The following is a 24,564-nucleotide window of genomic DNA, read 5'->3' on the forward strand; positions in this document are numbered from 1 at the left end:
GCAGTCAGCGGCGTCACCGCCACGGCAATGGCCCTAAAACCGATTCAAATGCAATTGGTTGCATAAACCCCATTTGCCGAAAGTTTGTTTCCGCACCACGACAGGGCGTCATCCCTCAGCGAAAAACAATGACGAGCACCCCTCCTCCCGTCGAGATCGATCGACGGAGAGGATTCGGGCTTTTTCGTGATGCCCGCCGTCAGCTTACGCTATAATTCGCCGGCATCGCGATCATGTTTGGAAACAAGCGTTAATCGTTGCCGGAGATGGGGCCGATCCGGATCACGAACAGCGTTGCCTCGTGGGCTGGCTGGACAAGCAGGCTGGCGCTGTCCGGATCGGGCAGCAGCGTGTCGAGTGGCCCGAGGTGAACCGGTTCGTCGGCGAGCACGATGACGTCGCCGTTCAAGCACAGGATGAGGGTTGTGCCGGCCTCAGTCCGGATTTCCACGGGAGCCGAAATCACCAGGCGTTCGACCGAATGCGTCATCCGGCTTCGGCGGGTCATGACATTGAGATCGGTGATCGGTCCGCCGATCAGCGTGGCCGAGGTCTGCACGTCGGCCGGGAAGGAAAACGGGGCGGTTGCCCTGTTTATGGATGTCGGCGGATAGCCGGCAATCTCGAGGACGATCCCCTCGCCCTCAAGCACGGCAAGGGTGCGATCGATACCGGCAAACTGCGAGAAAGGACCGCTCAATTCGACGCGCGCCATCGAGACGCGCCAGTCGAAGTCGTCGAGACCGGCACCATTGGGCGAGACGGCGATTTCCGTCGTCACGCCGCCGCCGTTCTTCCACGGCATCGACCGGTATTCGGCTGCCCGCAGGATGCGCATCGGCTCAGTCAATCAGCCGAGAATGCCTGGCAGGTTGAGCTGGTGCTCCTTGGCGCATTCGATGGCGACGTCGTAGCCTGCATCGGCGTGGCGCATGACACCGGTCGCCGGGTCGTTCCACAACACCCGCTCCAGGCGCCTTGCTGCGTCCGGCGTGCCGTCGGCGACGATGACCATGCCGGCGTGCTGGGAAAAACCCATGCCGACGCCGCCGCCATGGTGCAGCGACACCCAGGTGGCGCCAGACGCTGTGTTGAGCAACGCGTTGAGCAGCGGCCAGTCGGACACCGCGTCCGAGCCGTCCTTCATCGATTCCGTCTCGCGGTTCGGCGAGGCGACCGAACCGGAATCGAGGTGATCGCGACCAATGACGACGGGCGCTTTCAACTCACCCTTGGCCACCATTTCATTGAAGGCGAGGCCGAGCCGATGCCGGTCGCCGAGGCCGACCCAGCAGATGCGCGCCGGCAGGCCCTGGAAGGCGATGCGCTCGCGCGCCATGTCCAGCCAGTTGTGCAGATGGGTGTTGCCGGGCGTCAGTTCGCGCACCTTGGCGTCGGTCTTGTAAATATCCTCGGGATCGCCGGAAAGCGCTGCCCAGCGGAACGGACCGATGCCGCGGCAGAACAGCGGACGGATATAGGCCGGCACGAAACCGGGGAAGGCAAAGGCGTTCTCGAACCCCTCCTCCTTGGCCACCTGGCGGATGTTGTTGCCATAGTCGAGCGTCGGCACGCCGGCGTTCCAGAACGCCACCATCGCCTCGACATGTTCGCGCATCGAAGCGCGAGCCGCCTTCTCGACCGCCTTGGGGTCACTCACGCGCTTCTCGCGCCACTCGGCCATCGTCCAGCCCTTCGGCAGATAGCCGTTGATGGGATCATGCGCCGAGGTCTGGTCGGTGACCATATCGGGGCGAATGCCACGCCTGAACATTTCCGGGACGATCTCGGCCGTATTGCCAAGCAGGCCGACCGACTTGGCCTCGCCGGCCTTGGTCCAGCGCTCGATCTTTTCCAGCGCCTCGTCGAGCGTGTCGGCGCGCTCGTCGACGTAGCGGGTGCGCAGGCGGAAATCGATCGAGTCCGGGTTGCATTCGATCGCCAGGCAGCAGGCGCCGGCCATGACGGCGGCGAGCGGCTGGGCGCCACCCATGCCGCCGAGACCGCCGGTCAGGATCCATTTTCCCTTGAGATTGCCGCCATAGTGCTGGCGGCCGGCCTCGACGAAGGTCTCGTAGGTGCCCTGCACGATGCCTTGCGTGCCGATGTAGATCCACGAGCCAGCCGTCATCTGGCCGTACATCATCAGGCCCTTCTTATCGAGCTCGTTGAATTTTTCCCAGGTCGCCCAGTGCGGCACCAGGTTGGAGTTGGCGATCAGCACGCGCGGTGCATCGGGATGGGTGCGGAAGACGCCGACCGGCTTGCCGGACTGCACCAGCAAAGTCTCGTCATCGGCCAGTGTCCTCAACGAGGCGACGATGCGGTCGAAATCGTTCCAGGTCCGCGCCGCCCGGCCGATGCCGCCATAGACGACCAGCTCGTTGGGGTTTTCGGCGACGTCCGGGTCGAGATTGTTCATCAGCATCCGCAACGGCGCTTCCGTCAGCCAGGAGCGGGCGCTGATTTCGGTGCCACGCGGGCTGCGGACTTCACGGATATTGTGGCGAGGATTGTTCATGGCGTCACTCCATAAAAGGATCGATGTCAGCCGCGCGCCCAGGATGTCGCGGTCTCGAGGATTTTCCGCAGCGTGGCGCGGATCGGTGCTGCAAACTCGGCATCGTAAGGCACCGGCCAGTTGTCCGGCACGCCCTTGCCTTCCGGCTCGCGCATGTAGCCACGGTTGGACAGCTCCATCTGCAGCGCATGCACGCCATCTTGAGGTTGTCCGAAATGGCGCGTGATCCAGCCGCCCTTGAAACGGCCGTTGACGACGGAGGTCTCGCCGGTCTCGGCCATGATCTGATCGACTATCGCCCGCAACGTCGGATCGGCGCTCTTGCCGTCATTGGTGCCGAGATTGAACACCGGCAGCGTGCCTTCAAACAGGCGCGGCAGCACCGAACGGATCGAGTGGCAATCATAGAGGACGATCTTTTCGTGCAGCCCCCGCAAGCGGCCGATCTCGGCCTGCAAGGCGGCATGGTAGGGCACGAAGAATTTTTCGCGGCGCTCGTCGATCTCCGACGGCCCCGGCTCTTCGCCCTCTCGATACAGCGGATCGCCATCGAAAGTCTCGGTCGGGCAGAGACCGGTCGTCGCCTGGCCGGGGTAGAGCGAGGCGCCGGACGGATCACGGTTGACGTCGATAACAGTGCGCGAGATCGCCGTATGCACGACAGTCGCCCCGAGGTCGGTCGCGAAATCGTAGAGCTTTTCGATCCACCAGTCGCAATCGCGGCGACCGAGCCAGGGTGACACCAGCCGGTTCTCCAGGCCGGCGAGATCGATTCCGGTGTGCGGAATCGACACCAGCAGCGGGGACGTGCCGCGCGTCACCGTAAGCCAGGGTGTCCCCGTCATCATGCCGCTCCAGAAATCGACGGCAGCGCTATCGCGCCGGCTGCCTTGATGGTCGCGCCGCTGCGCACCATGGCTATCGCCTTTTCCATATCGGGGTGGAAATGCCGGTCATTGTCGAGATGCGGCACCTCGGCCCGGACCAGCTTGCGCACGGCCTCAAGTGCCGCGCTCGACGCCAGCGGCGCATGGAAATCGCAGCCTTGCGCCGCAGCCAGCAATTCGATGCCGATGACAGCGGTGGCGTTCTCGACCATGCCGATCAGCCGGCGTGCGCCGTGCGCCGCCATCGAAACGTGGTCTTCCTGATTGGCCGAGGTGGGGATCAGAATCGACGCTCGCCGGATAGGCTTTCTGCTTGTTTTCCGAGACAAGCGCCGCCGCCGTCACCTGCGGGATCATGAAGCCGGAGTTCAGGCCGGGCTTCGGCGTCAGGAAGGCCGGCATGCCCGACAGCGCGGGGTCGACCAGCATGGCGATGCGACGCTCCGACAGCGAGCCGATCTCGCAGACGGCAAGCGCGATCATGTCGGCGGCGAAAGCCACTGGTTCGGCGTGGAAATTGCCGCCGGAAAGGGCAGTGTCATCCTCGGCGAAGATCAGCGGATTGTCGGTGACGCCATTGGCCTCGGTGCCCAGCGTGTCGGCCGCCTGGCGCAGCACGGTGAGTGCAGCGCCCATCACCTGCGGCTGGCAGCGCAGGCAATATGGATCCTGCACGCGCTCGTCGCCAACCCGGTGCGATTCACGGATGGCGCTGCCGGCCATCAGATTGCGCAGCGCGTCCGCCGTCTCGATCTGGCCGGGATGCTTTCTCAGCACATGGATGCGCGGATCGAAGGGCGCATCGGAGCCCTTAGCCGCGTCGGTCGACAAGGCGCCGGCGACCAGCGCCGACTGGTAAAGCACTTCGGCCTCAAACAAAGCGGCCAGCGCGTAGGCGGTCGAGAACTGGGTGCCATTGAGCAGCGCCAGGCCTTCCTTGGCGCCCAAGGTCACCGGCTTCAGCCCGTGCGAGACAAAGGCGACCTTGGCCGGGAAGCGGCCATGCGGGGTAAAGCATTCGCCGACGCCGATCATCACCGCCGTCATGTGCGACAGCGGGGCAAGGTCGCCCGACGCACCGACCGAGCCTTGCGCCGGCACCACCGGGATGACGTCGTTGGCCAGCATCGCTTCGAGCAACTCGATGGTTTGCGGCCGCACGCCGGAGGCGCCCTGCGCCAGACTGGCGAGCTTCAGCGCCATCATCAGCCGGCAAACGGCAACCGGCATCGGCTCGCCAACGCCGGCGGCGTGCGACAGCACGATGTTGCGCTGCAAGGTCTCGAGATCCGCGGCCGGGATGCGGACGCTGGCCAGTTTGCCGAAGCCGGTGTTGATGCCATAGACCGGCTCGCCCTTGGCAACGATCCTGGCGACAGCCTCGGCGCTCGCCTTGATTTTCGGCCGGCAGGCATCGTCCAGCCTCAGTGCGGCGCCACGATAGATCGCGCGCCAGTCGGCCAGCGTCGCATTGCCGGGCTTCAGGGTCAGTTCGGTCATTGTCCTCTCCAGATGCGGGCATGCAGCGGGTTGAAGCCCATGCGGTAGACGAGTTCGGCGGGGCGCTCGATGTCCCAGATCGCCAAGTCGGCGGATTTTCCGGCTTCGAGCGTGCCGGTTTCCCCCAGCAAACCAAGCGCACGGGCAGCTTCTCGGGTAACGCCGGCAAGGCATTCGTCGACGGTCAGGCCGAACAGGGTTGCGGCCATGTTCATGGTCAGAAGCAGCGAGGTCAGCGGCGAGGTGCCGGGATTGTTGTCGGTAGCGACAGCCATCTTGACGCCGTGCTGGCGAAACAGGCCGATCGGCGGCTTTTTTGTTTCGCGAATGAAGTAGTAGGCGCCGGGCAGGATCGTCGCCACGGTTCCTGCCTTGGCCATCGCCGCCGCACCCGCCTCATCGGTGTATTCGAGATGGTCAGCCGACAGCGCACCGTAACGGGCGGCGAGTTCGGCGCCATGCAGGTTGGACAGCTGGTCAGCATGGAGCTTGACCGGCAGGCCGGCCGCCTTGGCCGCATCGAAGACGCGCGCCATCTGGTCCGGCGAAAAGGCGATGCCCTCGCAAAACCCGTCGACGGCGTCGGCCAGTCCCTCGGCGGCAACCGACGGAAGAATTTCTTTGGCGACCAGATCGATGAATGCGTCCTTGTCGCCCTTGGCTTCCGGCGGCAGCGCGTGAGCGCCGAGGAAGGTGGTGCGAATCGTCACCGGTCGCCGTTCACCCAATTGGCGGGCCGCACGCAGCGACTTCTTCTCGTTTTCGAGGTCGAGGCCATAGCCCGACTTTACTTCCACTGACGTTACGCCTTCGGCGATCAGCGCATCGAGGCGCGGAAGCGATTGGGTAACCAGCTCGCTCTCGCTGGCGGCGCGCAGCGATTTGACCGAGGAGACGATGCCGCCACCGGCCCTGGCGACCTCTTCATAGGTCGCGCCAGCCAGCCGCATCTCAAACTCGTTGGCCCGGTTGCCGGCATGGACCAGATGGGTGTGGCAGTCGATGAGGCCAGGCGTGATCCAGCGGCCCTCGCAATCGACCGCCCCTGCGCCCTGGGCAAGTGTTGAGGGCAGCTCCGACTCGGGGCCGGCATAGACGATGCGCCCGTCACGGGCAGCGACCGCGCCGCGTTCGACGATGCCTAGTCCGGCAGACCCTTCGGCCATGGTCGCCAGACGCGCATTGCGCCAGATGCGAACCGCCCCTGCCCGGTCTTTGCTCTCTGCAGCCATCATCTTTTCCGTTTCAATCGACGGCGATTATGTATATACATATTGAAACGCACTGCAAGTGCCATCATCGCATGAGAGACAGAGAACTGGAGAGAAAAGTGGCAGCGATCTTTGCGGAACAGGCACTCCTTCCCAATGGCTGGCACAACAATGTGCGGCTCACCTTCGCCAAGGGACGCATCACGACCGTCGAGCCTGGAGCTACCGCGCTAGCCGGCGACGAACGTCACGCAATCCTGTTGCCCGGCATGCCCAATTTGCACAGCCACGCCTTCCAGCGCGGCATGGCCGGCCTTGCCGAGCTTCGCGGCCCTTCCGCCGACAGTTTCTGGAGCTGGCGCGAGGTGATGTACCGTTTCGCCCTGTCGATGGCGCCCGATCAGGTCGAGGCGGTTGCAGCACAACTCTATGTCGAGATGCTGGAGGCTGGGTTTTCACGCGTCGGCGAATTTCACTACCTGCATCACGACCGTGATGGAAAACCCTACGCCAATCTTGCCGAGATGGCCGAGCGCATCGCGGCCGCGGCCAATGAGACGGGTATCGGCCTGACGCTGCTGCCGGTGTTTTACGCGCACTCGTCTTTCGGCGGCGCCGCGCCAAACGAAGGCCAGAGGCGATTCATCAACGATGTGGGCAGGTTCGCCCGGCTTGTTGAGAAATGCCGCGAATCGGTTCGCGTGTTGAATCAGGCTGTCGTTGGCGTTGCTCCGCACAGCTTGCGCGCCGCGACACCGGAGGAACTCACCGCCGTTGCAGCGATTGCGCCGGACGGGCCGATCCACATCCACATTGCCGAGCAGGTGAAGGAAGTCGAAGACTGTCTTGCCTGGTCCGGCGCGCGGCCTGTGGAGTTTTTGCTCGCCAACGCCAAGGTCGACAAGCGCTGGTGCCTGATCCACGCCACCCACATGACCGATGCGGAAACCGTTGCGATGGCCAAAAGCGGCGCCATCGCCGGCCTCTGCCCGATCACCGAGGCTAATCTTGGGGACGGCACATTTGCCGCGCCGCTGTTCAGGGAACATGGTGGCCGCTTCGGGGTCGGCTCCGACTCCAACGTGTTGATCGGCCTGCCCGACGAGTTGCGCCAGCTTGAATATTCGCAGCGCCTTGCCCACCGCGCCCGCAATGTGCTGGCGGTCGCCGGCGGCTCGACCGGCCGGGCGCTGTTCGACGCCGCGCTTGACGGCGGCAGCGTAGCGCTTGGCGCCGACGCCTCGCAGATCGCCGCCGGCGCATCCGCCGATCTCGTCTCGCTCGATCCCAAAAATCCCTCGCTGGCCGGCAAGAGCGGTGACGCGATCCTCGACGCCTGGATCTTCGCCAATGGCAGCAAGGTCGACTGCGTCTGGGTGCACGGCCTCAAACAGGTCAGCGGCGGCAGACATGTCAAGCGCGAGGCCGTTGCTGAACGGTTTCGCAGCGTGATGACGGCGCTTTCGGCATGAGCATTGTCGAGACCGCGGATGCGGAAGCTGGCGTCTCGCTGCACCAGCGCATCCTGTCCGACATCAGCGAACGCATCATGTCCGGCGCCTGGGCGCCTGGTCACCGCATCCCGTTCGAGCACGAACTGAGCGCGCAATACAATTGCTCGCGCATGACGGTGAACAAGGCGCTGTCGCAGCTTGCCAAGGCCGGACTGATCGAGCGGCGCCGCCGTTCCGGCAGCTTTGTGCGCCGGCCGCAGTCGCAAGCGGCGGTGCTGGAAATCCACGACATCCGGATCGAGGTTGAAGCGCTCGGCCTGCCCTACCGCTACGAGCGCGTCGCGAGACACAAAAGGCGCAGCAACGCCGAGGATCGCGCCCTGCTGGAGCTGGGCGTGGCCGGGCCGGTGCTGGCGCTGGAGTGCGGGCATTTCGCCGGCGAGCGGCCGTTCGCGCATGAACAGCGGCTGATCAATCTCACCGCCGTGCCCGAAGCGGCGGACGAGGAATTCCTGGCCATCGCACCTGGACCATGGCTGATTGGCCGCGTGCCGTGGAGCGAGGCCGAGCACCGGATTCGCGCTGTCGCCGCCGACAGGCATATCGCGGCTGCGCTCGATATCGCAGCCGGCGCGCCGTGCCTGGTGGTCGAGCGTCGGACATGGAGCGCCGATCACCCGGTCACCCATGTGCGCTTTACCTACGCGGCCGAGAGCCACACGCTGGTGGCAAGGTTCAGGCCGTCGCAGGGGTGAGTGATCTCCCCCTTGTGGGGGGAGATGGCCGGCAGGCCAGAGGGGGGCGCCGTAGAGCACGAACTTCGAATGTGCCTGCCGGGAATTTATATATAGAAAACAGAAAAGCTGGCGGGACAGCGCCCCCCTCTGCCCTGCCGGGCATCTCCCCCACAAGGGGGGAGATTGGCAGCTTCACGCCTCAAATCGCCGCCGTAATAATAATCTCGACCAGATATTCCGGGCCGGCGAGCTTTGCTTCGCCGGTGGCGCGGGCTGGCGTGTTGCCTTGCGGCACCCACTTGTCCCATTCCGCGTTCATCTCGGCAAAGGTGCTCATGTCGGCCAGCCAGATGATCGCCTGCAGGATCTTGGTCTTGTCGGAACCGGCCTTGGCCAGCAGCCCATCGACGGCCGCCAGGATGTCCCTGGTCTGCGATGCGACGTTGCCGGTCGGCTGACCGACCTGGCCGGCCAGATAGACGGTATCTCCGTGAATGACGATCTGGCTCATGCGCGGGCCAACATCGATGCGACGAATGCTCATTGGATGGTTCCTTCCTGTGGCGGTTGCGCCTCTTTAGAGTTGCGGCCGGCTTCGGGCAAGGTCGCCAAGTCGAATCCCCTTGGGCCAAGGGCATATGATATCCACACACGGCAAGTTGACCGCCAGCCGCAATTGCGCCGGATTGGCTTGTTGACTAATGTAATAACATCACATATCCAGTCGACCGCTGCCCGCAGCCGGATTTCGCCGCCCCCACGGATCGCAGAATGACAAACACCTGCCTGACATTCCGCGACCTGACGCTTGGCTATGGCAGCCATCCTGCGATCCATCATCTCGACGGCACCATCCGCAAGGGCTCGCTGACGGCTGTCGTCGGCGCCAACGGCTCCGGCAAATCGACGCTGATGAAAGGTATTGTCGGCGTCCTGAAGCCGATGGCCGGCGAGGTTATCCGCGCGCCCGGCGTTCGCGCCGCCTATCTGCCGCAGCAATCGGAGCTCGACCGCTCCTTTCCGGCGCGGGTGGTGGATCTGGTTTCGCTCGGCCTGTGGCCACGGCGCGGCCTGCTTGGCCGCTACACCAAGCAAGATCGCGATGACGTCAGCAAGGCGCTGATGGCGGTCGGCCTCGGCGGCTTCGAGAAGCGGCCGATCGATACCCTGTCGGGCGGCCAGTTGCAGCGCACGCTGTTTGCGCGCGTCCTGCTGCAGGACGCCGACCTCATCCTGCTCGACGAACCCTTCAACGCCGTCGACGCCAAGACGGTCGGCGACCTTATTGCCCTGATCAAGCACTGGCATGGCGAGGAACGCACCATCATGGTGGTCGTCCACGATCTGGACCTGGTGCGCCAGAATTTCCCGGAAACACTGTTGCTTGCCCGCCAGCCGATTGCCTGGGGCGAAACCAGGGAAACGCTGAAGCCGGAAAACCTGCTGCGCGCCCGCCGCTTCCACGAACCCTGGGAGGAGAATGCGCCCTGGTGCGAGCCAGGCGAGGACGCTCATGGTCATGGCCACGATCACGACCACCATGACCATCACCATGGCGTCGGACCGAGGGCTGCCTGATGGATACGCTTTACGGTCTTTTCATCGCACCCTTCGCCGATTTCGGCTTCATGCAGCGGGCCCTGATCGGTTCGCTGATGCTGTCGCTCGGCGCCTGCCCGATCGGCGTCTTCCTGATGCTGCGGCGCATGAGCCTGTCGGGCGACGCCATGGCGCATGCCATCCTGCCGGGTGCGGCCGCCGGCTTCCTGTTCTATGGGCTGGAAATCCTGCCGATGACCATCGGCGGCCTGATCGCTGGCGTCATCGTCGCGCTCGGCGCCGGCGCCGTCTCGCGCTTCACCATCCAGCGCGAGGACGCCTCGATGGCGGCTTTCTATCTGATTTCGCTCGCCATCGGCGTGCTGATGGTGTCGATCCGGGGCTCCAGCGTCGATCTCATGCATGTGCTGTTCGGCACCGTGCTGGCGCTCAACGATGAAGCCCTGACGCTGATCGGCGGCATCGTCGCGGTGACGCTGGTCAGCCTTGCCATCTTCTGGCGGGCACTGGTCGCCGAATGCCTCGATCCGCTGTTCCTGCGCTCGGTCAGCCGGCTCGGCAGTCCGGTGCATTTCATCTTTCTCGGCCTCGTCGTGCTCAACCTCGTCGGCGGCTTCCAGGCGCTCGGCACGCTGCTTTCGGTCGGACTGATGATGCTGCCGGCCGCCGCTGCTCGCTTCTGGACGGTGCGCGTCGAGCCTATGTGCGTGCTGGCCGTGTTGATCGGTTTTGCGTCCTGCGTCGCCGGGCTGCTTCTGTCCTATCACGCGTCGCTGCCATCCGGCCCGGCGATCATCCTGTCGGCCGGCGTCGTTTATTTCGCCTCGATCCTGTTTGGCACGCGCGGCATTCTGCGCGCGCGCATCATCCACCACCGTCACAGAACGGCCTGATCCCCCGCCCCTAGAAGGAGACCCGTCCATGCTGAAATCGATCCATGCCGCCCTGGCGATGAGCGTTATAACATTAACCGCCTTTGGCGCATCGTCAGCCTTCGCGGCGCCGCTGAAAGTGGTCGCCAGCTTCACCGTCATTGCCGATTTCGCCAAAAATGTCGGCGGCGACCGCATCGATGTCACCACCATCGTCGGGCCGGATGGCGACGCCCATGTCTACGAGCCGAGCCCGGCCGATGCGGTGGCCATGGCCAAGGCCGACATCGTGCTGGTCAACGGCCTGCACTTCGAAGGTTTTTTGCAGCGGCTGGTCGATGCCAGCGCCACCAAGGCCTCGATCATCACCCTGACCAAGGGCGTGACGCCGATCGATTTCAAGCCTGAATTCGCCGATGCCGACGCGGTCGAAGGCGCCGGCACCGGCGGCGGCAAGACGGTCACCGATCCGCACGCCTTCCAGTCGATCGCCAATGCCAGGATCTATGTGAAAAACATCGCCGATGCCTTCTGCGCGGCCGATTCGGAAGGCTGCGTCAGCTACCAGACCAATGCCGCCGCCTACACCAAGAAGCTCGATGCGGTCGAAGGCGAAGTGAAAGCGGCAATCGCCTCGATCCCGCAGGAAAAGCGCGTCGTCATCACCTCGCATGACGCCTTCGGCTATTTCGAGCACGCATACGGCCTGACCTTCCTTGCCCCGCAAGGCATCTCGACCGACTCGGAACCGTCCGCCGCCGACGTCGCCAAGCTGGTTACCCAGGTGAAGCAAGACAAGGCCGCGGCGATCTTCGTCGAGAACATCACCAACCCGCGCCTGATCGAGCAGATCGCCAGCGAGACCGGCATCAAGGTGGGCGGCACGCTCTATTCGGATGCGCTGTCGCAGCCCGACGGCCCGGCTGCGACCTATATCGACATGATGCACAACAACATCCGTCAGATCAAAGGCGCCATTCTCGGCAGCTGATCAAAGCTCTTCTCGGAAAGGCGGAGCAAGTCTCCGCCTTTTTTAGATCATCACCTGTTATTAAATAACATTACAAATCACAAGTCAGTGCTCATTTTGTCCGAACCTCCGGAAACAGATCATGCTTCAAACACCCGACTTCAAACGCCTTTCCGTCACCGTGCTCTCCGGCTTTCTCGGCGCCGGCAAGACCACGCTGCTCAATCACATCCTGTCGAACCGCGAAGGCCGCCGCGTTGCCGTCATCGTCAACGACATGAGCGAGATCAACATCGACGCGGAGCTGGTGCGTGACGGCGCCGACCTGTCGCGCACCGACGAGAAACTGGTGGAAATGTCGAATGGCTGCATCTGCTGCACGCTGCGCGACGACCTCTTGAAGGAGGTTCGCGCGCTCGCTGAACAGGGTCGCTTCGACTATCTGCTGATCGAATCCACAGGCATTTCCGAGCCCCTGCCCGTCGCGGCGACCTTCGATTTCCGTGACGAGAACGGCTACAGCCTCTCCGATGTCGCCCGCCTCGACACAATGGTGACTGTCGTCGACGCGCTCAACCTGCTCAAGGATTATTCGTCCTCCGATTTTCTTAAGCAACGCGGCCAGTCGCTCGGCGAGCAGGATGGGCGCGCGCTGGTCGACCTTCTGGTCGAGCAGATCGAGTTCGCCGACATTGTGGTGTTGAACAAGATCGGCGCGGCAAGCCGGCATCAGCTGCATATGGCGCGGCTGATCGTGCGGGCGCTCAATCCCGCCGCCGAGATCGTGGAAGCCGATTTCGGCAAGGTGCCGCTCGACAAGGTGCTCGCGACCGGCCGTTTCGACTTCGACAAGGCGCAGCAGAACCCGCTCTGGTTCAAGGAGCTCAACGGCTTTCGCGACCATATTCCAGAGACCCAGGAATACGGCATCCGCTCCTTCGTCTACCGGGCGCGAAAGCCATTCGAGCCGACCAGGTTCCAGGCATTCATCGATCGCCCATGGCCAGGCGTGGTTCGCGCCAAGGGCTTCTTCTGGCTGGCGACACGGCCACGTCATGTCGGCGAAATGAGCCATGCCGGAGCGCTGGTCAGAACTGAAAGGCGTGGCCTTTGGTGGGCGGCCGTTCCGCAAAGCCGATGGCCCGATCATGCCGAATGGCGCGAAAGCATGGCCCCCTATCTCGATCCCGTCTGGGGCGATCGCCGCCAGGAACTGGTCTTCATCGGCTGCGAGCCGATGGACGAGGCCCAGATCCGTGCCGAGCTGGATGACTGCCTGGTCGAGGACGAGGATTTCCTGCCTGAACTCTGGCGCGGGTTGCCCGATCCCTTTCCTGCGTGGGCAGGCTGAAACCGGATGTTGTGCCGGCGATGCCGATCTGCGCTATGATGTCGGTCCGCACAGAACGCGGATGGACCACGGATCGAAAGCCGGCATGACAGACTTCACGCCTCTTCAATCGCTGCTTGGCGGCGCTCTCATCGGCCTGTCGGCTGTGCTCTTGATGGCCTTGCATGGCCGGATTGCCGGGATGACCGGCATTCTGACCGGAATCCTCCCGCCGCTTGCACCTGACTGGCAATGGCGGGCCGCTTTTTCTTGCCGGCGCCGTGGCGGCGCCGCTTGTGTTCCTCGCCATCGGCGGGCAGATCGCCTTCAGCGTGCCGGTGCCAACGCTGGCACTTGTGGCCGGCGGGTTCCTGGTCGGCATCGGCGTGCATTTCGGTGGCGGCTGCCCGAGCGGGCACGGCATTTGCGGCATGGCGCGCCTGTCGCCACGCTCGATCGTCGCCGTCGCGACCTTCATGGTCACCGCCTTCGCCACCGTCTTCATCATCCGCCACGTGATCGGAGGCTGAGCCGATGACCAAGCTCGTCTCGGCATTCCTGATCGGCGGAGTTTTCGGCCTCGGCATCGCCATTTCCGGCATGATCAATCCAGCAAAAGTGCTGAACTTCTTCGATATTGCCGGCACATGGGATCCAAGCCTGATCTTCGTCATAGCTGGCGGCCTTGCGGTCGCCTTCGTCGGCTATCGCCTCGTATTCGCTCGGCGCAAGACGCCGGTGTTCGAAACCGCCTTCGCACTACCGACAAAGCGCGTCATCGACACGGAACTGGTTGGCGGCGCCGCTGTCTTCGGCATCGGCTCGGGCATTGCCGGCTTCTGTCCCGGCGGAGCCATCCCTGCCCTTGGCCTTGGCTATTCGGCGACAGCGATCTTCGTTGCGGCGGTGATTGCCGGCATCGTCGTGGCGCGTTTCGCCAGGGCAAGGCTCGCTCAACCGGCCGCGGCATAGGATTCGAGTTGCCGGCCACGTCAGGGAGTGGCAAGACTCCAGCCAAATCAGATTGCGAGGACACTGCCATGGAATACCGCGAAATCAGCGAGGACTATTCGGTCTCGGGCCAGATCCAGCCGAAAGACGTCGCCGCCATCAAGGAAGCCGGCTTCAAGAGCATCATCTGCAACCGGCCCGATGACGAACAGCCCGGCCAGCCTTCCGCCGACACCGTCAAGGCAGCGGTGGAAGCCGCAGGCCTTGCCTTCCGCTACATCCCCGTCATCAGCGGCCAGATCACGGCCGAGAATGTCGAGGATCAGGCCGAAGCGCTCGACGCGCTCGACGGCCCGGTCTTCGCCTATTGCCGCTCCGGCGCGCGCTGCACCAATCTCTATGGGCTGATCCAGCAGCAGAGAGGGTGATTGGCTTCTCGCGAAGCCACTTTCTCGAGGTAAGCGTTCCTTCGCGCCCCCCTCTGTCCTGCCGGACATCTCCCCCACGAGGGGGGAGATTGGCAGCTTCTGCGCTTCGCTCAATCTTGCGACCTCTGAGGTTGGCGAAAGCCGGCGCGCTATCCGATCTCCCCCTTGTGGGGGAGATGTCCGGCAGGACAGAGGGGGCGCCGTCCCGCCGACGCATCCAATAGAATCGCTCAGATTAAATCGGTAGCGCGCCGGTTTCCTTCAGCGTTTCCAGCACGATCGCCGTCTTCACATGCTGCACCGATTCATGCGGCAGCAGCACGCCGTTGACGAATTCCGACAGCGATTTCAAATCGGGCGTCACCACTTTCAGGATGTAATCCATCTCGCCGGTCAGAGCGTGCGCTTCCTGCACTTCGGGCAGCCGCGCCACCAGTTCGCCGAAGCGCCGCGCATTGTCGCGGTTATGGGTGGCGAGCGTGACCGAGATGACGTTGACCAGCGAAAAACCGAGCTTGTCGCGGTCGAGAACGGCGCGATAGCCCTTGATGAAGCCGTCTTCCTCGAGCCGCTGACGGCGGCGCGAGCATTGCGACGCCGACAGGTTCACCCGCTCCGACAAATCGTTGTTGGTCAGCCGCGCATCACCCTGCAACAGCGCCATTATCTTGCGGTCGAACTGATCAATGCGCGTCTCATCCATGGTTTTATCTCATATCATGCACACTTCGCGCATGAGATGATCATTTCAAGCGTTTGAATGCAAGCACCATGCACGCCATCGGCGCTATGATGGCGCAAGATGAGCCTTTTCAGGCCAAGCCAGCTTTCGGAGGAATACCATGGGTCCCTTCCCGCACGACGCCCCACCCGCCAGGATCAGCAAGGACAACCCGGCCGGCACCGACGGTTTCGAGTTCGTCGAGTTCGCGCATGCGGAGCCGGAAAAACTGGCCGAACTGTTCACCCGCATGGGCTATGTCGCGGTAGGCAGGCACCGTTCCAAAGACATCACCATCTGGCGCCAAGGCGACATCAACTATGTCGTCAATGCCGAGCCCGGCTCGCATGCGATGAAGTTCGTCGACAAGCACGGGCCCTGTGCTGCCTCGATGGCCTGGCGGGTGGTTGATGCGAAGCACGCCTTCGATCATGCCGTTGCCAAGGGCGCCACGCCTTACGAAGGCACCGACAAGGCGCTCGACGTGCCGGCGATCGTCGGCATTGGCGGCTCGCTGCTCTATTTCATCGAGACCTACGGCAAGAAGGGTTCGGCCTATGATGCCGAGTTCGAGTGGCTGGGTGCGCGCGACCCACGGCCGGAAGGCGTCGGCTTCTATTATCTCGATCACCTGACCCACAATGTCTATCGCGGCCAGATGGACAAATGGTGGGATTTCTACCGCAATCTGTTCGGCTTCAAGCAGATCCATTTCTTCGATATCGACGGCAAGATCACCGGCCTGGTCAGCCGCGCCATCACCTCGCCTTGCGGCAAGATCCGCATTCCGCTGAACGAGTCCAAGGACGAGACCAGCCAGATCGCCGAATATCTGAAGAAGTACAATGGCGAGGGCATCCAGCACATCGCTGTCGGCACCGACGAGATTTACGCCGCCACCGACAGGCTGGCCGAGAACGGGCTGAAGTTCATGCCCGGCCCGCCGGAGACGTATTACGACATGTCCTATTCCAGGGTGAACGGCCATGACGAACCGATCGAGCGGATGAAGAAGCACGGCATCCTGATCGACGGCGAAGGCGTCGTCGACGGCGGCATGACCAAGATCCTGCTGCAGATCTTTTCGAAGACGGTGATCGGCCCGATCTTCTTCGAGTTCATCCAGCGCAAGGGCGACGAAGGCTTTGGCGAGGGCAATTTCCGCGCGCTGTTCGAATCGATCGAGCAGGACCAGATCAAGCGCGGGGTGATCAAGGTTCAGGCGGCGGAGTAGGCCGACCGCGCGAGGCGCAAGCGTCTATTTGGCGAGGCCCACTGCCTTGCGCAGAATGTCGTTGATCCGGCTCTGCCAACCGGGACCGCCGGCACGAAACTGGGCAACCACATCGCTGTCCAGCCGGAGCGTCACCTGCTTCTTCGGATTGTCGAGCGCTGGCCGTCCGCGCGAACGACGAATCCCTTCGGCGAGTTCCGGGAACACTTCGGCAAAGGGACGGGCATTTCGGAAGTCCTCCTCACTCCATCCGGGATTGTCCAAAACGGCATCCCAGTCTTCCTTGCTGTAGCCGCGACCCGCTTGGAATTCAGTCCTCAACTTACGCTTTGTCATCGAACAACCTCCTTTCAACCGGGTTGGCCCGGCGCATCGAAACTATCGAAATGCCCTCGGAGCCAAGTCGGGCAAAGATCACGGCAACCACGCCGTCGACGACCTGCCCGATTGCCATGAAACGACCGGCCTTGGCCGCCCGGATCGTCGAGCCCAAGAAGAATTCGCCATCCAGTGCGGCAAAATCCAAGCCGTGTTTCTCGATGTTGGCCAACCGCTTTGGTTCGTCCCAAACGATCTTCATGGGAATTTATGTACCTACAACAATTAAGTCAACAATTTTCGTAACTACAATAATTGACCACCGCCAACCGCAAGCCGCTCGACTTCCACCTCCCTCAGCTTCACATCATAATCGAGCAGAAACTCGTCCAACTGCGGCGGCTTGACCGACGTGCCGGACAGCATGGCGTGCACCTGGCCGCGGTGATGGATGTCGTGCAGGAAGACGTGGGCGAGGATATCGCCGATGCGCTCAGGAATCATGCCGTCCTCGCGCCGGTCGGTGATCACGCGACGGTCGAGATCGTCGGCCGACAGCCTGTCGCAAAAGGCGATCAGCCGCCGATCGGCTGCGACCTGGGCGGCAAACAACGCCTGTGGTTCGTCGAGCGGCACGAAGTCGTCATGGGCGGCAGCACCGAGACCACCCTCTTCGAGAAAATCGAGATAGAGATAATCGACCGCCAGCATGTGGTTGAGCGTTGCCTTGATCGATGGAAAGAAGCTGGTGCGTTCCACCTCGAACTCGCCCGGCCTGAGTTGCAACACGGCACGGTAAAGCCGGTCGTTCGACCAGAGATTGTTGCCGGCCATGCGGCGCAGGTGGTCCAGCAGGTTCATGAATTCATCCGGTTGACCGCACCAGATACAAGCCCACCCCCATAATCGCGAATCCGGCAAGAACGATCAACAGCAGCCCGTTCATGCGTCGCCGCATGGCTTGCGTCTCCTCATCCCGCGCGACTTTCATGTTGGTGATGGTGTGGAACATCATCGCCTTGCGCGGAAAGCCGCTGCGGTTGGTCAGGTCAGGCGAGCGCGCCTCGATGTGGTAGCTCAGCCGGATCGCCTGGATGAACACGGCCAGTATGGCGAGTGCCCAGACACCGGCCAGCAGATAGACCCCCGTCATGCCCTTACCTCTCGTATTTCTCGACCTTCTGCTCAATGGCGCCGAAGATCGAATGCCCAGCTTTGTCCTTCATCTCGATGCGCACCGTGTCGCCGAAGCGCAGGAACGGCGTCTTGGGCTGGCCTGACACAATGGTCTCGATCATGCGCAGTTCGGCGATGCAAGAATAGCCGGCGCCACCGGCCGAAACAGGCTTGCCCGGCCCGCCGTCGAGCTTGTTGGAGACGGTGCCGGAACCGATGATCGTGCCGGCGGCCAGCGGCCTTGTCCTGGCGGCGTGAACGATCAGCGCCGGAAAATCGAAGGTCATGTCGATGCCGGCATTGGCCCGGCCGAACGGCTTGCCGTTGAGATCGGCGAGCAACGGCAGGCTGACCTTGCCGCCATCCCATGCGTCGCCCAGTTCGTCCGGCGTGACCGCGACAGGCGAAAACGCCGAGGACGGCTTTGACTGGAAGAAGCCAAATCCCTTGGCGAGCTCCGGCCCTGTCAGCGCGCGCAGCGTAACGTCGTTGACCAGCATGACCAGCCGGATCGCGGCACGCGCTTCATCGAGGCTTGCACCCATCGGCACGTCGTCGACGATGACGGCGACTTCGCCCTCCATGTCGATACCGAAGGCTTCGTCAGCCATGCGGATCGGATCACGCGGCGGAATGAAGGAGTCCGCGCCACCCTGATAGATGAGCGGGTCGGTCCAGAAGCTCGCCGGCATCTCGGCGCCGCGCGCTTTGCGCACCAGTTCGACATGGTTCACGTAAGCCGAGCCGTCGGCCCATTGATAGGCACGCGGCAGCGGCGAATGGGCGTCATGCTCGTGGAAGCGCTCCGCCGGCACCGCATTGTTCTCCAGCGATTCCGCTATTGTCGCGAGATGCGGGGCGATGCGCAGCCAGTCGTCGAGCGCCGCCTGCAGCGTGCGCGCCAGGAACGAGGCGTCGGTGAAGCGTGTCAGGTCACGCGAGACGACGACGAGTTTTCCGTCGCGCGTCCCGTCCTTCAATGTGGCAAGCTTCATGCGGTTTCCTCTCCTGCTGCAGCTTTGGCGCTGCTTAACCCCACAACAAGGCCGTCGCGAGCGATCGTCAAGTCGCCGGCCCATGTTTTCCTGACAGCGGCTATCCAGTCGGCCTCGCCGATCCCGGGATCATCGGCCGGAATGAGATGATTGAGCACCAGCCTCTTGACGCCGGCATCGCTTGCGATGCTGCCTGCCTCCTCGGCAAAGCTGTGGCTGGCCAGCAGATGGTCTTTCAGCCGCGCGCCATTGCCGGTCCTGGCCACCAGCCGCTCGATGCCTTCTTCCAGCATGGCTTCGTGGACCAGGATATCGGCGCCCCGAGCAAAATCGGCGAGCGGCGGATAAAAGGCCGTATCGGCGGAGAACACCACGCTTTTCCCGCCATGCTCGAAGCGCAGCGCAAAACAGTCGGTCACCGGCGGATGCTCGACGCGCAGCGCCGAAACCGTCAAGCCGCTCTGCTCGACCACCTGGCCTTCGCCGAATTCGACAATCGAAACCAGCTCACGAATATCCGGCCGGCCCTCGTCGACGATGCGGATCTCGATGTCGAACTCCATCGCCTGACAAAAGCGCCGCCAGTAATGACCCGTGCCGGGCGGGCCGAACACGCCGACGGGCGTCGCCAGACCCGCCGTCCAGGCGGTGTGGATCAACGGCCCCAGTTCCAGCACATGGTCGGAATGCAGATGCGTGATGAAGATCAGGTCGAGCGCCTTCAGGCTGATGCCGGCATCGACCAGACCACGCGTCACGCCAAGTCCGCAGTCGACGACGATGCTGCGGCCGCCGATCTCAAGCAGCGACGAACTCGGCCATGGACCACCCGGCCGCAGCGCCGGGCCGCCCTTCGAACCCAAAATCACCAGCCGATCCGGGATTGGCTCGGTGCTCAAGACCAGTCGCCCTCGGGCGTGCCGTTGAAACGCTTCTTCAGGTCCGCCCAGCAGTCGATGTAATTGTCCTGCCTTGTTTCCAGTTCGGCGCCGTAGCGGGTCAGCATCTGCGGGTATCGGGTCTCGAACATGAAGGCCATGGTGTTGTCGAGCTTGACCGGTTTCAAATCCGCACGCGAGGCCTTTTCGAAGCCAGGCGCATCCGGCCCATGGGCCAGCATCAGATTGTGCAGACTGATGCCGCCGGGCACAAAACCCTCTTCCTTGGCGTCGTACTGGCCGTGGATCAGGCCCATGAACTCGCTCATGATGTTGCGGTGGTACCAGGGCGGCCGGAACGTATCTTCGGCCACCAGCCAGCGCGGCGGGAAGATGACGAAGTCGATGTTGGCGGTACCCTCCTCGCCACTCGGCGCCGTCAGCACCGTGAAGATCGACGGGTCCGGATGGTCGAACAGCAACGCTCCGACCGGCGAAAACGTCGCCAGATCATATTTGTAAGGCGCATAGTTGCCGTGCCACGCAACGACATCGAGCGGCGAATGGCCGATCTCGGTGACGTGGAAATTGCCGCACCATTTCACCGTCAGCCGGCACGACGTTTCCTTCTCCTCGAACCAGGCGCAAGGCGTCTTGAAATCGCGCGGATTGGCCAGGCAATTGGCGCCGATCGGGCCGCGGTCGGGCAGCGTCAGCTTGGCACCGTAGTTCTCGCAGACATAGCCGCGGACTTCGGCATCGACGAGCTCCACCTTGAAGACCAGGCCGCGCGGCAGCACGGCGATCTCGCCGGGCCGCAGTTCAATCACACCCATCTCGGTGACGAAGCGCAAGGCGCCGACCTGCGGCACGACCAGCAACTCGCCGTCGGCATTGAAGAAATGGTCGTCGACCATCGAGCGGTTGGCGACATAGACATGAGCCGCCATGCCGGTCTGCCCGAGCACGTCGCCGGCTGTGGTGATCGAGCGCATCCCGGCGATGAAATCGGTTGGCTCCTTAGGCATCGGCACCGGGTTCCAGCGATACTGGCCAAGCGCCAGTTCATGATCGCCGACATTGGGCGCACTCTTCCACAGCGGATAGTTTGCCGGTTTGAAGCGGCCGGTGTGCTTCACGCTCGGCCGGATCCGGTAGAGCCAGGAGCGCTCATTGGTGCCGCGCGGCGCGGTGAAGGGTGAACCCGAAAGCTGCTCGGCGTAGAGCCCGTAGGCCGGCCGCTGCGGCGAATTGCGCCCCTGCGGCAGCGAACCGGGCAGCGTCTCGGTTTCAAAATCGTTGCCGAAACCCGGCATGTAGGAAAAGGCCATCGCTTCCTCCCGGAATGGATCTCAATTGACCAAACTGGTTTCATTTGTAACCATTGAAAATGTAACCATCAATGGCGGCTTTGAAAAATGGCGATCAAGAGCGAGGCGTCCGACGCGCCTGAAATTCTCAATCTGGAAGATTTCCTGCCCTACCGGCTCTACCGGCTTGCCGACGCCGTCAGCCGCGAATTTTCGCGGATATACAAGGACAGCCATGGCTTGACGCGACCCGAATGGCGCACCCTTTCGGGGCTGGGGCAGCATGGAACGATGACCGCGTCCGCAATCGGCGAGCAATCGGCCATGCACAAGACCAAGGTGTCGCGCGCCGTGGCTGAACTGGAACGGCGGCGCTGGCTTGTGCGGACACCTGATGAGAAAGACCGCCGGGTCGAACATCTGGCGCTTACCAAGGCCGGCCTTACCGCCTATCGCGAAATGGTGCCGCTGGCGAAGGCGTTCGAGCGGGAGTTGCTGGCAAAGCTGAGCGTCGGAGAGCGTGAGGCGATCGCCGAAGGACTGGCTGCGCTGGAGGCAGCATTGGGCAAGGGTTAGATACCATCAGAATTGTTGATACGCTGGCGGGACAGCGCCCCCCTCTGTCCTGCCGGACATCTCCCCCACGAGGGGGAGATCGAACGTCATCTCGGCTTCCGCCGGTCTCGAACGTCGCAGGGCCGAGCGGAGCGCCGAAGCCGCCAATCTCCCCCTCGTGGGGGAGATGTCCGGCAGGACAGAGGGGGGCGCGAAGGATCGCTACCGAACGAATTCGGTCTCCCCGCCGGGGCTTCTCTGCGCCTACCAGTCCATCACCACCTTGCCGGAGCTGCCGCTGCGCATCGCATCGAAGCCCGCCTGGAAATCATCGATGCCGATGCGGTGCGTGATAAGCCCGGAAACATCGAGCGGCCCCTGCACCAGCGCGATCATCTTGTACCAGGTCTCGAACATCTCGCGGCCGTAGATGCCCTTGAGATGCAGCATCTTGAAGATGACCTTGTTCCAGTCGATCTCGAAGCCGGTCGGCGCGATGCCTAAAATGGCGATCTTGCCGCCATTGTTCATGGTGTCGATCATATCGCGGAAGGCGGGGGCGGCGCCCGACATTTCGAGGCCGACGTCGAAACCCTCGGTCATGCCGAGCGCCGGCATGACATCGCGCAGCTTTTCCTTCGACGCGTCGACGACATGTTGGACGCCGAGCTTCTTCGCCAGCGCCAGCCGTACCGGGTTGATGTCGGTGATGACGACTTTTCGCGCGCCGACGCACTGCGCGACGAGCGCGCCCATGATCCCGATTGGCCCGGCGCCGGTGACCAGCACGTCTTCGCCGACCAGATCGAAGGAGAGTGCCGTGTGGACGGCATTGCCCAGGGGATCGAAGATGGCGGCGATCTCGTCGGGCACATCGTCGGGGATCGGCACCACATTGTGCTGCGGGATCGCCAGATACTCGCCGAAGGCGCCGGGCCGGTTGACGCCGACACCGAGCGTGTTGCGGCAGAGATGCCCTCGCCCGGCGCGGCAGTTGCGGCAATGGCCGCAGACGATGTGGCCTTCGCCCGACACGCGCTGGCCGACCTTGTATTCGGTGACCGCCGCGCCGAAATCGGCGACCGTGCCGACGAATTCATGGCCGGTCACCATCGGCACCGGCACCGTCTTTTGCGCCCACTGGTCCCAATTGTAGATATGGACATCGGTGCCGCAGATCGCCGTTTTCTTGATCTTGATCAGCACGTCGTTGGGGCCGATTTCCGGCACCGGCACCTCTTCCATCCAGATGCCCGGTTCGGCCTTGGCCTTTACCAGCGCCTTCATCATGTTCGACATATCTAGCTCCTTACCCTCCCCCTTGTGGGGAGGGTGGCCCGAAGGGCCGGGTGGGGGGTCCAAAAGTTGTTGGTGGAGATCTGTGCGTACCCCCACCCCGTCTCCCGACCACTTGCCTTGCAAGCGGTCGCTCGTCGACCCTCCCCACAAGGGGGAGGTTAAGAAGCCTTATCCAATGACCCCGAGTTCGCGCCCGACGGCGGCAAACGCTTCCACCGCACGGTCGATGTCGGCGCTGGAATGTGCCGCCGACATCTGCGTGCGGATGCGCGCCTGGCCTTTCGGCACCACCGGGAAGGAAAAGCCGATGACATAGATGCCGCGCTTCAGCATGCGCGCTGCCATCTCCTGCGCCAGCGTCGCGTCGCCCAGCATCACCGGAATGATCGGATGGTCGGCGCCAGCCAGCGTGAAGCCGAGCTTGCCCATCTGCGACCGGAACCGCGCCGCATTGGCATAGAGGCGCTGGCGCAAGGCATCGCCATTGCGGACAAGGTCGAACACCTTGATCGAAGCGCCGGCGATCGCCGGCATCAGCGTGTTGGAGAAGAGATAGGGCCGTGAGCGCTGGCGCAGCCAGTCGACCACCGGCCTCTTGCCCGAGGTGTAGCCACCCGAGGCGCCGCCGAGCGCCTTGCCGAGCGTGCCGGTGATGATGTCGACCCGGCCCTCGACGCCACAATGCTCGGCCGAGCCGCGGCCGTTCTGGCCGACGAAGCCGACCGCATGGCTGTCGTCGACCATCACCATGGCGTCGTACTTTTCGGCGAGGTCGCAGACACCCCCGAGATTGGCGATGATGCCGTCCATCGAAAACACGCCATCGGTGGCGATCAGCCGGAAGCGGCAGTCCTTGGCTTCCTTCAGACGCGCCTCGAGATCGGCCATGTCGTTGTTGGCGTAGCGGAAGCGTTTGGCCTTCGACAGCCGCACGCCGTCGATGATCGAGGCGTGGTTCAGCGCATCGGAAATGATCGCGTCGTCCTCACCGAGCAACGTTTCGAACAGGCCGCCATTGGCGTCGAAGCAAGAGCCGTAGAGGATTGTGTCTTCCAGGCCGAGGAAGGATGAAATCGTCGCCTCGAGCTGTTTGTGCTCCACTTGCGTGCCGCAGATGAAGCGCACCGATGCCATGCCGTAGCCATACCGGTCGAGCGCCTGGCTGGCCGCCGCACGCAGGTCGGCGCTGTCGGCGAGGCCGAGATAGTTGTTGGCGCAGAAATTAAGCACTTTCTGCCCGCCGACCTCGATCTCGGCTGACTGGGTCGAAGAGATCACCCGCTCGGATTTGTAGAGGCCCGCCGATTTGAGCCCCGCGAGCTCGCTGTCGATGTGGGAGAGGAATGCTGCGGTCATGATCTAGCCTCGTTTGACGTGGGCCGACTGTCGTCTCGTCCGCGCGAAAAATCCATCGCAAAAACGACCGGATCGGTGGCAAGCGGCCCGATGTTGCTGCGATGTGGATTGTCATGCGGCCGCAGAAGCGAGGCCACGACAAAGGCGGCAGGCCGACGACCGCTCAAATGCCGGTAGAGCGCTAAACGAGCCGATAACCATTTCGCGATCTTTCCACGGCTCCCCCTTGCCGGCCGGCTGTCGATTTCCAGTCCTGTTAACGTTTGCAGTTCAATGGTGCTCATACAGGAATCCGTTGGCG

General features: G+C 63.2%; 26 protein-coding genes and 2 pseudogenes. 11 read left to right on the forward strand and 17 right to left on the reverse strand.

The features are described 5' to 3' along the window. Positions 1-250 precede the first annotated feature (250 nt). From HB777_16360 to HB777_16380, 5 genes and pseudogenes are all read right to left on the reverse strand, one after another. Positions 251-838: a HutD family protein gene (locus HB777_16360; GenBank protein QND68794.1), complete on the reverse strand. Its 588-nt coding sequence runs from the start codon at positions 836-838 to the stop codon at positions 251-253. Between the two features lie 12 nt (positions 839-850). Then, positions 851-2,521 carry a urocanate hydratase gene (locus HB777_16365; GenBank protein QND65313.1) on the reverse strand — a complete coding sequence of 557 codons (1,671 nt, stop codon included), beginning with the start codon at positions 2,519-2,521 and terminating at the stop codon, positions 851-853. Positions 2,522-2,547: 26 nt separating this feature from the next. Then, the gene (gene hutG / locus HB777_16370; GenBank protein ID QND65314.1) at positions 2,548-3,366 is read right to left on the reverse strand and encodes an N-formylglutamate deformylase; all 819 of its coding nucleotides are present in this window, start codon (positions 3,364-3,366) and stop codon (positions 2,548-2,550) included. Continuing rightward, positions 3,366-4,920, reverse strand: a pseudogene (gene hutH, locus HB777_16375) (histidine ammonia-lyase). The gene hutG and the pseudogene hutH overlap by 1 nt, the downstream one beginning before the upstream one ends. Further along, entirely contained in the window at positions 4,905-6,140 is a 1,236-nt protein-coding gene (locus HB777_16380; GenBank protein ID QND65315.1) for an imidazolonepropionase, read from the reverse strand. The pseudogene hutH and the gene HB777_16380 overlap by 16 nt, the downstream one beginning before the upstream one ends. Before the next feature lie 98 nt (positions 6,141-6,238). On the opposite strand from HB777_16380, the gene HB777_16385 reads away from it, so the two are divergent. After that, positions 6,239-7,591: a formimidoylglutamate deiminase gene (locus HB777_16385; GenBank protein QND65316.1), complete on the forward strand. Its 1,353-nt coding sequence runs from the start codon at positions 6,239-6,241 to the stop codon at positions 7,589-7,591. Then, positions 7,588-8,328 (forward strand): histidine utilization repressor, encoded by a 741-nt coding sequence (gene hutC / locus HB777_16390; GenBank protein ID QND65317.1) that lies wholly within the window; start codon positions 7,588-7,590, stop codon positions 8,326-8,328. Before HB777_16385 ends, hutC begins: the two co-directional genes overlap by 4 nt. 181 nt (positions 8,329-8,509) lie before the next feature. On the opposite strand, the gene HB777_16395 is transcribed toward hutC, so the two are convergent. Then, complete coding sequence (locus tag HB777_16395) at positions 8,510-8,854, reverse strand: RidA family protein (protein QND65318.1); 345 nt, start codon at positions 8,852-8,854, stop codon at positions 8,510-8,512. 227 nt (positions 8,855-9,081) lie between these two features. Between HB777_16395 and HB777_16400 the strand changes: the two genes are divergently transcribed. The 7 genes and pseudogenes from HB777_16400 (at position 9,082) to HB777_16430 (ending at position 14,421) form a co-directional block, all read left to right on the forward strand. Next, positions 9,082-9,888, forward strand: coding sequence for a metal ABC transporter ATP-binding protein (locus HB777_16400; GenBank protein ID QND65319.1), 807 nt, complete (start codon positions 9,082-9,084; stop codon positions 9,886-9,888). Beyond that, positions 9,888-10,763, forward strand: a complete 876-nt coding sequence (locus tag HB777_16405) for a metal ABC transporter permease (protein ID QND65320.1) — start codon at positions 9,888-9,890, stop codon at positions 10,761-10,763. The genes HB777_16400 and HB777_16405 overlap by 1 nt, the downstream gene beginning before the upstream one ends. Before the next feature lie 28 nt (positions 10,764-10,791). After that, positions 10,792-11,733, forward strand: a complete 942-nt coding sequence (locus tag HB777_16410) for a metal ABC transporter substrate-binding protein (GenBank protein ID QND65321.1) — start codon at positions 10,792-10,794, stop codon at positions 11,731-11,733. A 121-nt stretch (positions 11,734-11,854) separates the two neighbouring features. Then, positions 11,855-13,063, forward strand: a complete 1,209-nt coding sequence (locus HB777_16415) for a GTP-binding protein (protein ID QND65322.1) — start codon at positions 11,855-11,857, stop codon at positions 13,061-13,063. Between the two features lie 85 nt (positions 13,064-13,148). Beyond that, positions 13,149-13,572: pseudogene (locus tag HB777_16420) on the forward strand (YeeE/YedE family protein). A gap of 4 nt (positions 13,573-13,576) precedes the next feature. Next, on the forward strand, positions 13,577-14,014 hold the full coding sequence (locus HB777_16425) for a YeeE/YedE family protein (protein QND65323.1): 438 nt from the start codon (positions 13,577-13,579) through the stop codon (positions 14,012-14,014). 68 nt (positions 14,015-14,082) lie between these two features. Further along, the gene (locus HB777_16430; GenBank protein ID QND65324.1) at positions 14,083-14,421 is read left to right on the forward strand and encodes a TIGR01244 family phosphatase; all 339 of its coding nucleotides are present in this window, start codon (positions 14,083-14,085) and stop codon (positions 14,419-14,421) included. A 235-nt stretch (positions 14,422-14,656) separates the two neighbouring features. Here HB777_16430 and HB777_16435 read toward each other — a convergent pair whose 3' ends face one another. Next, positions 14,657-15,124: an Lrp/AsnC family transcriptional regulator gene (locus HB777_16435; protein QND65325.1), complete on the reverse strand. Its 468-nt coding sequence runs from the start codon at positions 15,122-15,124 to the stop codon at positions 14,657-14,659. A 139-nt stretch (positions 15,125-15,263) separates the two neighbouring features. Between HB777_16435 and hppD the strand changes: the two genes are divergently transcribed. After that, entirely contained in the window at positions 15,264-16,376 is a 1,113-nt protein-coding gene (gene hppD / locus HB777_16440; GenBank protein ID QND65326.1) for a 4-hydroxyphenylpyruvate dioxygenase, read from the forward strand. Between the two features lie 24 nt (positions 16,377-16,400). Here hppD and HB777_16445 read toward each other — a convergent pair whose 3' ends face one another. From HB777_16445 to HB777_16475, 7 genes are read right to left on the reverse strand one after another with little or no spacing between them, the layout of a single operon-like run. After that, complete coding sequence (locus HB777_16445; protein QND65327.1) at positions 16,401-16,712, reverse strand: BrnA antitoxin family protein; 312 nt, start codon at positions 16,710-16,712, stop codon at positions 16,401-16,403. Then, entirely contained in the window at positions 16,699-16,956 is a 258-nt protein-coding gene (locus tag HB777_16450) for a hypothetical protein (protein QND65328.1), read from the reverse strand. Before HB777_16450 ends, HB777_16445 begins: the two co-directional genes overlap by 14 nt. 44 nt (positions 16,957-17,000) lie before the next feature. Then, entirely contained in the window at positions 17,001-17,555 is a 555-nt protein-coding gene (locus HB777_16455; protein QND65329.1) for a damage-inducible protein DinB, read from the reverse strand. A gap of 4 nt (positions 17,556-17,559) precedes the next feature. Beyond that, positions 17,560-17,847 (reverse strand): hypothetical protein, encoded by a 288-nt coding sequence (locus HB777_16460; GenBank protein ID QND65330.1) that lies wholly within the window; start codon positions 17,845-17,847, stop codon positions 17,560-17,562. A 4-nt stretch (positions 17,848-17,851) separates the two neighbouring features. Then, entirely contained in the window at positions 17,852-18,865 is a 1,014-nt protein-coding gene (locus HB777_16465) for a fumarylacetoacetate hydrolase family protein (GenBank protein QND65331.1), read from the reverse strand. Beyond that, positions 18,862-19,764, reverse strand: a complete 903-nt coding sequence (locus tag HB777_16470; GenBank protein ID QND65332.1) for an MBL fold metallo-hydrolase — start codon at positions 19,762-19,764, stop codon at positions 18,862-18,864. The genes HB777_16465 and HB777_16470 overlap by 4 nt, the downstream gene beginning before the upstream one ends. Next, a complete protein-coding gene (locus tag HB777_16475) occupies positions 19,761-21,074 on the reverse strand; it encodes a homogentisate 1,2-dioxygenase (GenBank protein QND65333.1) in 1,314 nt (437 codons plus the stop codon). Before HB777_16475 ends, HB777_16470 begins: the two co-directional genes overlap by 4 nt. Before the next feature lie 87 nt (positions 21,075-21,161). On the opposite strand from HB777_16475, the gene HB777_16480 reads away from it, so the two are divergent. Beyond that, on the forward strand, positions 21,162-21,629 hold the full coding sequence (locus HB777_16480; protein ID QND65334.1) for a MarR family transcriptional regulator: 468 nt from the start codon (positions 21,162-21,164) through the stop codon (positions 21,627-21,629). 243 nt (positions 21,630-21,872) lie between these two features. Here HB777_16480 and tdh read toward each other — a convergent pair whose 3' ends face one another. The 3 genes from tdh to HB777_16495 all read right to left on the reverse strand — a co-directional run bounded on the left by tdh (position 21,873) and on the right by HB777_16495 (position 24,547). Then, positions 21,873-22,907 carry an L-threonine 3-dehydrogenase gene (gene tdh, locus HB777_16485; GenBank protein QND65335.1) on the reverse strand — a complete coding sequence of 345 codons (1,035 nt, stop codon included), beginning with the start codon at positions 22,905-22,907 and terminating at the stop codon, positions 21,873-21,875. 168 nt (positions 22,908-23,075) lie between these two features. After that, complete coding sequence (locus tag HB777_16490) at positions 23,076-24,263, reverse strand: glycine C-acetyltransferase (protein ID QND65336.1); 1,188 nt, start codon at positions 24,261-24,263, stop codon at positions 23,076-23,078. Beyond that, on the reverse strand, positions 24,260-24,547 hold the full coding sequence (locus HB777_16495; protein ID QND65337.1) for a hypothetical protein: 288 nt from the start codon (positions 24,545-24,547) through the stop codon (positions 24,260-24,262). The genes HB777_16490 and HB777_16495 overlap by 4 nt, the downstream gene beginning before the upstream one ends. Between the last annotated feature and the right edge of the window lie 17 nt (positions 24,548-24,564).

This window comes from Mesorhizobium loti (assembly GCA_014189435.1).
Classification (GTDB): Bacteria; Pseudomonadota; Alphaproteobacteria; order Rhizobiales; family Rhizobiaceae; genus Mesorhizobium; species Mesorhizobium loti_G.

Coding starts and splice junctions, on each gene's coding strand:
- HB777_16435 (QND65325.1), bottom strand. CDS start 15,124: ATGGATGAGACGCGCATTGATCAGTTCGACCGCAAGATAATGGCGCTG.
- HB777_16475 (QND65333.1), bottom strand. CDS start 21,074: ATGGCCTTTTCCTACATGCCGGGTTTCGGCAACGATTTTGAAACCGAG.
- HB777_16415 (QND65322.1), top strand. CDS start 11,855: ATGCTTCAAACACCCGACTTCAAACGCCTTTCCGTCACCGTGCTCTCC.
- HB777_16360 (QND68794.1), bottom strand. CDS start 838: ATGCGCATCCTGCGGGCAGCCGAATACCGGTCGATGCCGTGGAAGAAC.
- HB777_16455 (QND65329.1), bottom strand. CDS start 17,555: ATGAACCTGCTGGACCACCTGCGCCGCATGGCCGGCAACAATCTCTGG.
- HB777_16395 (QND65318.1), bottom strand. CDS start 8,854: ATGAGCATTCGTCGCATCGATGTTGGCCCGCGCATGAGCCAGATCGTC.
- HB777_16405 (QND65320.1), top strand. CDS start 9,888: ATGGATACGCTTTACGGTCTTTTCATCGCACCCTTCGCCGATTTCGGC.
- HB777_16430 (QND65324.1), top strand. CDS start 14,083: ATGGAATACCGCGAAATCAGCGAGGACTATTCGGTCTCGGGCCAGATC.
- HB777_16400 (QND65319.1), top strand. CDS start 9,082: ATGACAAACACCTGCCTGACATTCCGCGACCTGACGCTTGGCTATGGC.
- HB777_16465 (QND65331.1), bottom strand. CDS start 18,865: ATGAAGCTTGCCACATTGAAGGACGGGACGCGCGACGGAAAACTCGTC.
- HB777_16495 (QND65337.1), bottom strand. CDS start 24,547: ATGAGCACCATTGAACTGCAAACGTTAACAGGACTGGAAATCGACAGC.
- HB777_16460 (QND65330.1), bottom strand. CDS start 17,847: ATGACGGGGGTCTATCTGCTGGCCGGTGTCTGGGCACTCGCCATACTG.
- hutG (QND65314.1), bottom strand. CDS start 3,366: ATGACGGGGACACCCTGGCTTACGGTGACGCGCGGCACGTCCCCGCTG.
- HB777_16410 (QND65321.1), top strand. CDS start 10,792: ATGCTGAAATCGATCCATGCCGCCCTGGCGATGAGCGTTATAACATTA.
- hutC (QND65317.1), top strand. CDS start 7,588: ATGAGCATTGTCGAGACCGCGGATGCGGAAGCTGGCGTCTCGCTGCAC.
- HB777_16480 (QND65334.1), top strand. CDS start 21,162: ATGGCGATCAAGAGCGAGGCGTCCGACGCGCCTGAAATTCTCAATCTG.
- tdh (QND65335.1), bottom strand. CDS start 22,907: ATGTCGAACATGATGAAGGCGCTGGTAAAGGCCAAGGCCGAACCGGGC.
- hppD (QND65326.1), top strand. CDS start 15,264: ATGGGTCCCTTCCCGCACGACGCCCCACCCGCCAGGATCAGCAAGGAC.
- HB777_16365 (QND65313.1), bottom strand. CDS start 2,521: ATGAACAATCCTCGCCACAATATCCGTGAAGTCCGCAGCCCGCGTGGC.
- HB777_16445 (QND65327.1), bottom strand. CDS start 16,712: ATGACAAAGCGTAAGTTGAGGACTGAATTCCAAGCGGGTCGCGGCTAC.
- HB777_16450 (QND65328.1), bottom strand. CDS start 16,956: ATGAAGATCGTTTGGGACGAACCAAAGCGGTTGGCCAACATCGAGAAA.
- HB777_16380 (QND65315.1), bottom strand. CDS start 6,140: ATGGCTGCAGAGAGCAAAGACCGGGCAGGGGCGGTTCGCATCTGGCGC.
- HB777_16425 (QND65323.1), top strand. CDS start 13,577: ATGACCAAGCTCGTCTCGGCATTCCTGATCGGCGGAGTTTTCGGCCTC.
- HB777_16490 (QND65336.1), bottom strand. CDS start 24,263: ATGACCGCAGCATTCCTCTCCCACATCGACAGCGAGCTCGCGGGGCTC.